The 9773-nt window shown below is 70.6% G+C and carries 8 protein-coding genes; 6 read left to right on the plus strand and 2 right to left on the minus strand.

Annotation, left to right across the window (positions count from 1 at the left end; all coding sequences use genetic code 11):
• Positions 1-61: 61 nt before the first annotated feature.
• The 3 genes from ACWFR1_RS00970 to ACWFR1_RS00980 are packed head-to-tail and all read left to right on the plus strand — an operon-like array spanning position 62 to position 3267.
• Positions 62-1012: an ornithine carbamoyltransferase gene (locus tag ACWFR1_RS00970; RefSeq protein WP_453545068.1), complete on the plus strand. Its 951-nt coding sequence runs from the start codon at positions 62-64 to the stop codon at positions 1010-1012.
• Positions 988-2256, plus strand: a complete 1269-nt coding sequence (gene ectB, locus ACWFR1_RS00975) for a diaminobutyrate--2-oxoglutarate transaminase (protein ID WP_453545069.1) — start codon at positions 988-990, stop codon at positions 2254-2256. The genes ACWFR1_RS00970 and ectB overlap by 25 nt, the downstream gene beginning before the upstream one ends.
• Positions 2257-2304: 48 nt before the next feature.
• On the plus strand, positions 2305-3267 hold the full coding sequence (locus ACWFR1_RS00980) for an NAD-dependent epimerase/dehydratase family protein (RefSeq protein ID WP_453545070.1): 963 nt from the start codon (positions 2305-2307) through the stop codon (positions 3265-3267).
• Between the two features lie 131 nt (positions 3268-3398).
• Here the strand turns inward: ACWFR1_RS00980 and ACWFR1_RS00985 are convergent, their stop codons facing one another.
• Positions 3399-4340 (minus strand): phosphotransferase family protein, encoded by a 942-nt coding sequence (locus ACWFR1_RS00985; RefSeq protein ID WP_453545071.1) that lies wholly within the window; start codon positions 4338-4340, stop codon positions 3399-3401.
• Between the two features lie 115 nt (positions 4341-4455).
• Here ACWFR1_RS00985 and ACWFR1_RS00990 point away from each other — a divergent pair, with 115 nt between their 5' ends.
• The 3 genes from ACWFR1_RS00990 to ACWFR1_RS01000 are packed head-to-tail and all read left to right on the plus strand — an operon-like array spanning position 4456 to position 7828.
• Positions 4456-5583, plus strand: coding sequence for a hypothetical protein (locus ACWFR1_RS00990; protein ID WP_453545072.1), 1128 nt, complete (start codon positions 4456-4458; stop codon positions 5581-5583).
• 1 nt (position 5584) lies between these two features.
• The gene (locus ACWFR1_RS00995; protein ID WP_453545074.1) at positions 5585-6298 is read left to right on the plus strand and encodes a SpoIIE family protein phosphatase; all 714 of its coding nucleotides are present in this window, start codon (positions 5585-5587) and stop codon (positions 6296-6298) included.
• A 36-nt stretch (positions 6299-6334) separates the two neighbouring features.
• Positions 6335-7828: a glycosyltransferase gene (locus ACWFR1_RS01000; RefSeq protein WP_453545076.1), complete on the plus strand. Its 1494-nt coding sequence runs from the start codon at positions 6335-6337 to the stop codon at positions 7826-7828.
• Positions 7829-7832: 4 nt separating this feature from the next.
• On the opposite strand, the gene ACWFR1_RS01005 is transcribed toward ACWFR1_RS01000, so the two are convergent.
• Entirely contained in the window at positions 7833-9305 is a 1473-nt protein-coding gene (locus ACWFR1_RS01005) for a chloride channel protein (RefSeq protein ID WP_453545077.1), read from the minus strand.
• Between the last annotated feature and the right edge of the window lie 468 nt (positions 9306-9773).

Here is a 9773-nt window from a genome sequence, read left to right on the forward strand (position 1 = left end):
AGCGCGGGGACGGCGGTCGAGGTCGCCGCGTACCGCACCTTCAGAGGAGCGAGTGGATTCAATGACTGTTGCATTTCCGAACCGGCGGCCCCTGCTGAGCCTGGCGGATCTCAGCCCGCAAGAGATCACGGACATCGGCGAGATCGCGTTCCGCTACGGACAGGACCCGCAATCCTATGCGGGCCGCATGGCCCGGACGAGGGTCGGCCTGGTCTTCACCGCGCCGTCCACCAGGACCCGGACGTCGTTCTGGAGCGCGGCGACGACGCTGGGCTGCGACGTCCTGCACCTCGGCCAGGCCGACCTCCAGATCTCCACGGGTGAGACCTGGGGCGACACCGGCGCGATGCTGGCCCACTACCTCGACGTCGTCGTCGCCCGCACCAACGGACCGCAGCGCGACCTGGCAGCGCTGGCGGAGCACGTACCGGCGACGATCGACGCCCTGACGTACGAGGAGCACCCCACTCAGGCGATCGCGGACCTGTGCGCGCTGCGTGAGCACTTCGGTGACGTCACGGGGCTGCGCCTGGCCTATCTGGGCGAGGTGAACAACACGGCCCGGTCGCTGGCGCTGCTCGTCTGCAAGCTGCCCTTCCGCGGCCTCGACGTCTACAGCCCGGACGGTTCGGGGTTCTCCGCGCGGGAGATCGAGTCGCTGAACGCCATCCGGGGCGAAGAGGTCGTCCGCCAGCGCCATCACGTGCCCGAGACGCCGGACGCGGTCGACGCGGTGTACACGACACGGTGGCAGTCGATGAGCACGGCCCGGCACGATCAGGACTGGCTGGCGCGCTTCGAGGACTTCGACGTCAGCAAGGACCTGGTGCGGCGCTTCAGCGGATCGACCGAAGCGGTGTTCATGCACGACCTGCCCGCGGTCCGGGAGCAGGAGGTGACGTCCGACGTCCTGGACGGCACCAGCGTGACCTCGCTCGTGCAGCGGCAGGCGTACCACAAGGCGTCCGCCGCCGCCGCGGCGTTGCTGTGGACCTCGGGTGTGCTGTCTTGAGCATCGCCGAGCGGCTCGACTCCGGGGTGCGCAGTTACAGCCGACGGTGGCCGGTGGTGTTCGGCCGGGCCCTGGGAAGCCGGCTCTACGCGGCGGACGGCAGGCCCTATCTGGACTTCTTCGCCGGGGCCGGCACGCTCAACTACGGCCACAACGATCCCGTCCTCAAGCGCGCTCTCGTCGACTACGTCGAGAACGACGGGGTCACGCACGCCCTCGACATGTGGACGGTGGCCAGAGGGCGGCTGCTTGAGGCGCTGGAGGAGAAGATCCTCGCGCCGCGGGGACTGGCGTACAAGGTCGTCTTTCCCGGTCCCGCCGGAGCGAACGCGGTGGAGGCGGCGCTCAAGCTGGCGCGGAAGGCCACCGGACGGAAGTGGGTGGCCCACTTCAGGAACGCGTTCCACGGCATGACCCTGGGAGCCCTGTCGGTGAACGGCGACCCGGCGATCCGCCGCACCGCCGGGACGACCCTCGCGGACCGCGTGGAACTGCCCTACGACGATCACGGTCCCGGCGTCGCGGACATCGAGGGCCGGCTGGCGGCTACCGAGGGCGGACTCACCGGGACGGCCGCCGTCATCGTGGAGACCGTGCAGGGCGAGGGCGGGATCAACGTCGCCCGCGTCGCATGGCTGCGGGAGCTCGCCGCCGTCTGCCGGCGCCACGGCATGCTCCTCATCGTCGACGACATCCAGATGGGCTGCGGCCGCGTCGGCTCCTTCTTCAGCTTCGAGGACGCCGGGATCGAGCCCGACATGGTGTGCCTGTCGAAGAGCATCAGCGGTTACGGGCTTCCGATGGCGCTCACGCTGATCCGGCCCGAGCTGGACGTGTGGGAGCCGGCGGAGCACAACGGCACCTTCCGCGGGTTCAACCTGGCGTTCGTGACCGCGGCCGAGTCGATGCGCCACTACTGGAGCGACGACGAGCTGGAGAAGTCGACCAGGGACAAGGGAGAACGCGCCGGCGGAGGCCTTCAGGAGATCGTGGCCTCCTACCCCGGGGAAGCCCTGTCGGCCTCTGGGCGCGGCCTCGCCCTGGGCCTGAGGACCGCCGGCGGCGCCGTGGCCGACCGGATCAGCGCGGCGGCGTTCGAACGCGGTCTTCTGCTGGAGACCTGCGGTCCGGACGGTGGAGTCGTGAAGCTCCTCCCGCCGCTCACCGTCTCCGACGGCGACCTCGACCTCGCGCTGGACATCCTCGACGCATCCGTGAAGTCGGCTCTCGCCACGCACGTCTGAGCCCGTGGGTGACACCACAGGCATATGGGAAGCGAGGAAGGAAGAACCATGACGCAGTACGAGGGACGCATAGTGGTCACCGGCGGCGGCGGCTTCGTGGGCTCGCATCTGTGCGAGCGGCTCCTCCGCGAGGGTTTCGCGGTGGTGTGCGTCGACGACTTCAGTACGGGCTCCGTGCGCAACGTCGAGCCGCTGGCCCGTCACCCCGGCTTCGAGCTGTTGGAGGCCGACGTGTCGGCCGGCTTGGAGATCGGGGGCGCGGTCGACGCGGTGCTCCACCTCGCGTCCCCCGCTTCCCCCGTCGACTACCTGAGACGCCCCCTGGAGACGATGCGGGCCGGATCCACAGGAACCCAGAACGCCCTGGAACTGGCCTGCCGCAAGGGCGCCCGCTTCCTTCTCGCGTCCACCAGCGAGGTCTACGGCGACCCGCAGGTCCACCCCCAGCCCGAGAGCTACTGGGGCCATGTGAACCCGGTGGGCCCGCGTGCCGTCTACGACGAGGCCAAGCGTTTCAGCGAGGCGCTGACCGTGGCCCATCGAGAGGCACGCGGCCTGGACGCCCGGATCGTCCGGATCTTCAACACCTTCGGACCGCACATGCGCGCCGACGACGGCCGGATGATCCCCAACTTCATTCGCCAGGCCATCGCCGGAGAGCCGCTGACGGTGGCCGGGGACGGCAGCCAGACCCGCTCCCTGTGCTACGTGAGCGACACCGTGGAGGGAATCCTCCGGCTCCTGTGGGCGGAGGGCGAACAGGGACCGGTGAACATCGGGGGGACGCGCGAGATGACCGTGCTCGCCACGGCCGAGATGATCCGCGGGCTCGTCGGCTCCTCCTCGGCCGTCGAGTTCGTCGCTCGCCCTCAGGATGACCCCGGCCTGCGCAGGCCGGACATCAGCAGGGCCGAACAGTCCCTCGGCTGGCAGCCGAGGGTGAGCATCGAGGCCGGGATCAAGCGGACCATCGAATGGTTCCTGGAGAACAGCGTCGTGCTCGGCTCCTGAGCGTGACGAGCCGACCGGACCGGGCAGGCCTGCGCGGCCGTCGTGCCCCCGTCTTGCCCCCGTCGCGCTGTCCAGCGAGAAGGGGGCACGGCGAGCCATGCGTCAGAGACCTGCCACGGGCCGCTGTGGCGTCAGCCCAGCGCGTCCATCAGGCCCGTGACGTAGGTGTCCAGGCGCTGCTCCAGGAGGCTCGTCGTGAGGTCGGTCCTCCCGGCGGCCTGGTACACCTGCGCCCACAGCTCGACCTCTTCGGAGCACGCCAGCGCGTCCCGCACCAGCCAGTACAGCCGCTCGCTCGCCACCGTCGCCAGTGCCCCGCCCGCCTTCTCGTACTCCGCGGCGAACCGGAGACCCCATGACGGGTCGTGCAGCAGCGCGAGGTTGGTGCAGCAGTGGGCGACGTCGAGGTCCGCCGGGCCCCAGGAGGGCTGTGACCAGTCGACGACGCCGGTGATCCGGGCCTGCTCCGGATACGAGGGCGGTACGTCGAACAGCACGTTGCCCGGCTGGAAGTCGCGGTGCAGGAAGCGACCCTCGTAGGGCGGCGCGGGCTTGCGGATCACGTCGATCGCCGCGGCCCAGGCGGTCGCGTCACCGCCCTTCGGCACCACGACCGACTCCGCCGTCGTCAGCGTCCTGAACTCCTGGGGGCGCTCGGCGGGCCGGAGCGCGTGGATGGCGACGAGTTGACGGGCCAGCAGGGGAGCACGCGTCTCGACTCCCGCGTCGTCGAGGACCGAGCGGCCCTCCAGATGCGTCATCAGGAGCGAGGGGTACTCGCAGTGCGCGGCGGTCGGGTCGACGGCGACCAGATCCGGAGCGAGCACACCGGTCCCGGCGAGGAGTGTCAGGGCGCCGGCCTCCCTGTTCAGCCACTCTTCGGCGTTCTTCAGGTAGAACGGGTCGACGAAACTGCGCAGCACCAGGTGACGCGTGACCGCGTCCTGTGTGCCGATGGTCAGTCTGCGCATTTCCGCGGTCATGCCGCCGTGCAGCGTTTCGGCCTTGACGATCCGTTCACCTTCGGCCAGATGCCGTTGCACCCAGGCGAGCGTCCTCGATCGGACAGTCATCTCCTCAGGAAAGGTATTCACGGCGCCATGTGATCATGCGGCGCCGACAGGCGCAAGCGTCCTCCGGAACACCAACTTCCGTCGGCATGCGGCAGGTTGCGGGTCCCGACAACTCGTGTACGTCATAGGCGATAGGGAAAACCCTCTGCTACGGTTCCGTGGAAAATGCGGCCGACCGGCGAATCGAAACCCGAAAAGGGTGAAGTGGACGGAGCTCATCATGGCGCGTTTCGGGAATGTCTTTATCGCGGCGACGGCTGTGGACCTGCCACCCGTTGTCCCGGTGTCCGAGGCCGTGGCGGACGGTAGATATCCGTTGAAACTCGCGGAGCGGACGAAGCAGCGGACCGTCGCGATCGCTCCGGAGGGAGAGGCTCCGGCGGCGTTCGCGGCCCGTGCGGCGAAGGCGGCCCTGGCGGAGGCGGGATACGGCTTCGACGAGGTCGGGCTGCTCGTCCACACGTCCGTCCTGGACCCGTCCCCGCGGATGTCGAACCCCGTGATGTGGCTTGAGCGGGAATTGGGGTCGGGCGGCTTCCGGGACGTGGCGCAGCTGATGAACGGATGCGACGGGGTGGTGAACGGCATTCGCTGGGCCGCCGCTCATCTCACCTGCGAGACCGAACACAAGGCCGCGCTGATCACCGCCGCGGAAAGCTGGCAGCCGAAAGAGGTGATCGACCGGTGGACGGTCGACCCGGACACGCCGTTCGGAGACGGCGGAGCGGCGTTGGTCATGGCAAGGGACAACGGAATCGCGCGTGTTCTCGCGGCCGTCAGTCATACGCAGCCGAGGCTCGAAGGGGTTCACCGCGGCCCCCGTGTGTTCGGCCAGGGCGTCAGCCTTCCGGTGAAACTCTCGGAGCGCTCCCGCGCCTTTTACGAGACGTCCGACATATCCCGTGACGAAGCCTGGAAGATGCGCGGTGACGGAATCGGCATCGTCATCGAGAAGGTACTGGCCGATGCCGGCGTCGCACGCGAACGAGTGGCCCGGATCGTACTGCCGTTCAGGGGGCGCCAAGTCCTGGAGGAGGAGTACTTCCCGTACCTCGGAGGCCTCGAGCCCGCGGGATCCAGCGAGGAGCGGGGCCGCGAGATCGGTCATCTGGGCGGGGCGGACCCGATCGCGGCCCTTCACTACGCGATCACGTCCGGCGAGCTCTCCCCGGGTGACCACGCCGTCGTCTTCAGCGAGGGCGTGGGGATCGTGCAGTCCGCCGTACTCGTCGAGGTTGTCTAGGATGCCCACGACGTCCGGCTACGGGAACGTGCGCGTCGGAACGGCCACGAGGCTCGGCACCACCGCACCCAGCGGAGACGCGGTCGCCGTCCACGTCCAGGAGGACGGCACCACCGCCGCGGCCGTGGTCGACGGCATCGGCCACAGCCTCCGCGTGTCCTCCGTGGCGCAACTGCTCGCCACGGTCATGGCTCGCGTCTCGGCCCGCCGGGGAAGCCTCGCCGGCCTTCTCACCGGCACCGAGCTCGTGGCCGATCCGGGCTCGGGTGACGAGCCGGAGCCGGACGCCGTCGCGGTGGTCGCGACGGCGCGGGCCGCGGGGGACGAGATCCGCATCGCGTGGGTCGGCGACTGCCGTGCCTACGGTCTGGAGGGCGGGCGGCTCCGTCCTCTGACGGCCGATCACAACCTGGCGGAGCAACTGGCCCTGTGCGGGTACACCGGCGAGATCCCGCGCCCGGCCGCCAAGTGGGTCCGTACGACGGTGCGGAGTGCTGTCGTCGCCACCGTGTCGGAGGCCTGGACCCGGTCCCCCCTGGTGGTGCTCATGTCGGACGGGGTCCACGACCAGGTGCCGCACGCCGCGATGGAGACGCTGGCCCTCACCCACGGGGACGAGCCACAGGCCCTCGCGGAGGCCCTGGTCGCGGCCGCCGAGACCGGGTCCGACGGCGTCAGGGACGACGCCACCGCCATCGTGATCCGCCGCGCCTGAAGCGGGCGGCTCCGGCTACAACTTTGGGGAGGGTACGTGTCGAGCGACGAGGGCATCGTGGTGCTGACCACCAGGGAGAAGGAATGGTGGTTGAGCCTGCAGGAGATCATCCCGGCCATCGAGCGCGTCTGGGACCGCATCGGCCGGTCCGAGCGGAAGACCGTCAGTACGGTGTGCGTGCCGCTGCCGCCCGAGATGGAACAGCGCCTCCACCCCCGGGCCTCGCAGGTGGAGCGCATCGTCCTGACCACGGTGACGCCCGGAACCGTCCAGGCCGCGCTCCGGCTGCGGGCACGGATGGAAGAGCCCGCGCCGATGACCCTGTACGTGCACGGGGACGGCCCTGAAGGGTTCGAGGCCTTCGGCGCCCTCACGGAGGTGTTCACCGAGAGGGACACGTTCGTCGTGACGTGCGAAGCGGAAGCGGCGACGGTCCGTGCCTGCTTCCCGAACGCCCGGACCGAGCGGATCCCGTTCCCCCTGGTCGACCAGTTCAAGGTGAACAGCCGGAAGCGGCGTACGAAGGACGAGATCACGCGCTTGGCCTACGTAGGACGCGTCTCGGAGCAGAAGAACCTGCACAACCTGCTGTTCGCCCTGTGGATCACGCGCACCTCCGATGCCCCGGCGCCGCCGGTGACGCTGGACGTGTACGGCGGTGAGGACAACCTCGGCAGCCCCAACATGGGGCTCAGCTCCGCCGAGTACGGCACCTACGTGCGGGGGCTCGCCGAGGCGTTGGGCCTGGCGGACGTGGTGACCTGGCACGGAGCCCAGCCGCGGGACTGGGTCTTCTACGACGTGCACCAGGAACCCCACGTCCTGGTGTCGCCGACGCTGCACTCCGACGAGAACTTCGGCTCGTCCGTGCTGGCGTCCCTGGCCAACGGCCACCAGGTGGTGACGACGGCCTGGGGCGGTCACCAGGGGTTCCAGGAGTGGTTCCCGGAGCAGCTGACACTGGTGCCCGTCCACGCGTCCCCGCTGGGCCCGGTCGTGGACCCCGGCACGCTGGCCGGCGCCATCCTGGCCGCGGTGCGCAGGTCCTCGGCCGTCGTTGAGGAAGCCGCGCTCGACCGGGGACGGGCGGCCTTCTCGGAAGCCGCCGTGACCCTGCGCACCATGGACATGCTCAGCCGGCCCGATCGCGATCCCGTGCCGCTGGAGAAGTCGCCGATCCAGCGGCGCATCGACGAACGCAGGGCGGACTTCGGCGGCAAGCGCAAGATCTACACCGATTACGGGGACCCGATCGCACGGGTCTTCTTCGAGGCCTACGGCATGGAGAGGCCACTCCACTTCGATGAGCGGTCCCGCTACGTCCTGGCACCGTGGGTCAGCTGCCACGACGACGTCGTGTCCATCGCCGACCCGCATCGCGGAGACCGGAGTTACCGGGCCGACGACCGGACCTCCACGCCGTGCGACGTCATGATGACCCCCTCCATGAAGACGCACTCGCTGCCGGAAAGCCTCGTGAGGGAGCTGGTGGCTCATGGCTACGCGTTCTCGCTTGAGCTGAAGGGCTGAGGTCCTAGGGGGCGTCCTGAGCGCGGGCAGGGGCGGGCTGCGATGGCTGAGCCATCGGCGGGACCGTGGGGCAGGTGACGGGTTCGGGTTCGGGTGTGGGCGTGTTCGCGGGTCGTGTCGCTTCGGGGGCTTCGGGCCGGCGGCGTTCCTGCTGGCTGCGGTACAGCGTCGTGCGGCCCGTCACCGCCGACGCGCACAGGACCGCCAGCATGCCCGGTCCCAGGAGTGAGGCGTCCGCGACCATCTCCGTCGCCATGACCAGGACACCGAGCGGGGCGTTGGCCACCGGGCCCAGGCAGGCGGCCATGCCCACGACCACGTACGGGAGCGGTCCCGCCGACGGCAGGTGCAGGGCCTCGCCCAGCCGCCAGGCCAGTGCGCCCGTGCCCGCGCCCACGACCATGCACGGTCCGAAGATGCCGCCGGAGCCGCCGGAACCGACGGTCAGGGCGGTACCCGCGATCTTCGCGAGGGGGATGGCGAGCAACAGCAGTACGGGCAGTCCGGCGACGAGTTCGCGGTCGGTGAGCGCCTCCATCAGGCCGTACCCCGTGCCGAGCACCCCCGGCACCAGCAGCCCGAGGACGCCCACGAGCAGAGCGGCGGCCACCGGCGCGGCGATCCTGGCCGGTACGGACCGCACACGGGCCTCCGCGCGCAGGTGCACGGCGTAGAAGGTGCCCGTGTAGAGCCGTCCGGCCAGTCCGCACAGCAGCCCGGTCACGGCGATCAGGACGAAGTCGCCCACCCCGAGGCCCGGCCCGTCCGCCGCGTGCCGCCCGAGGACGGGCGCGAAGCCGTAGAACGCGCCGAAGACCAGCCACCCCGCGCAGGCCGCCATGAGCGCCTTCGGCAGCACCCGCGCGTCCAGGTCCCTGCGGTACAGGAGCTCCGCGCCGAGCAGCGCCCCGCCCAGCGGCGCCTGGAAGATCGCGCCGACGCCCGCGGCGAGTCCGATCACCAGCGCGGTACGGGCCTGTCGGCGTGACATGCCGGTCCGCCGCGCGATCACCGAACCGAACGCCGCCGAGATCTGCGCGGCCGGCCCCTCCGTACCCCCCGAACCGCCGGAGCCGATGGTCAGCGCCGACGCGACGAGCTTCACCACCGTCACCCGGCCGCGCATCCCGGCCGGGTCGTGGTGCGCGGCGGCGATCGCCGCGTCCGTGCCGTGCCCGCGTGCCTCGGGGGCCAGCCAGACGGCGAACGCCGTGGCCAGGAGCGCGCCCCCGGCGGCCACCAGCGGGACGGCCCAGGGGCGTTCGGACGGGACCAGTTCGCGAGGTCCGCCCTCGGCGGAGGTCAGATACGGACGGAATCCGGCGATGTCTTCGAGGAGTATCACCGTGCACAGATGGAGTAGTCCGAACAGTGCCACCGCGCCCAGGCCCGCCACGACGCCGATCAGCAGGGCCGGCGCGATCCAGCGGGACAGCGGGTCCGTCGAAGCGTCCGGAGAGGGGAACAGCCGGGCCACGGACCGGGGCAGAGGGTGGCCGGCGCTGGAGCGAGGGCCCGTGGTCCTTCTCTTCCAACTCATCGCATTCCCCCGGCTGTTCGAACGGTGTCGCCTGGCATTGTGGCGCAAGGGAGGGGCGGAGCGCTCCATCGCCTCGCCGTTTCGACCGCCCGCGAGACCGCTTCGTTCGGACCGTCGACGATCGGCCATCTGTTTGGCCGGGCCGATGATTGGCCATGACACGGGGAGGAGCCCGCATGCTCCGCGCCCGACCCGGCGCGGCGACGCCCCGGCGACACGGAGGCGGACGGGCTGTGGGGCACGAGCGCGACAGGGGGAGCGCATGAGGGCCGGTCCAGTCGAGCGAGGTCCGGATGTCGTACGGCTCGCGACGGCGTCGGGAGCGACGGACCCGGCGGACCCGTCGGATGTCGCGAGCGGCCCCGGTCCCGTGGCGCTCCCTGACCTCGTGGCGCTCTCTGACCT

The sequence above is a fragment of the Streptomyces sp. NPDC055103 genome (assembly GCF_053607625.1).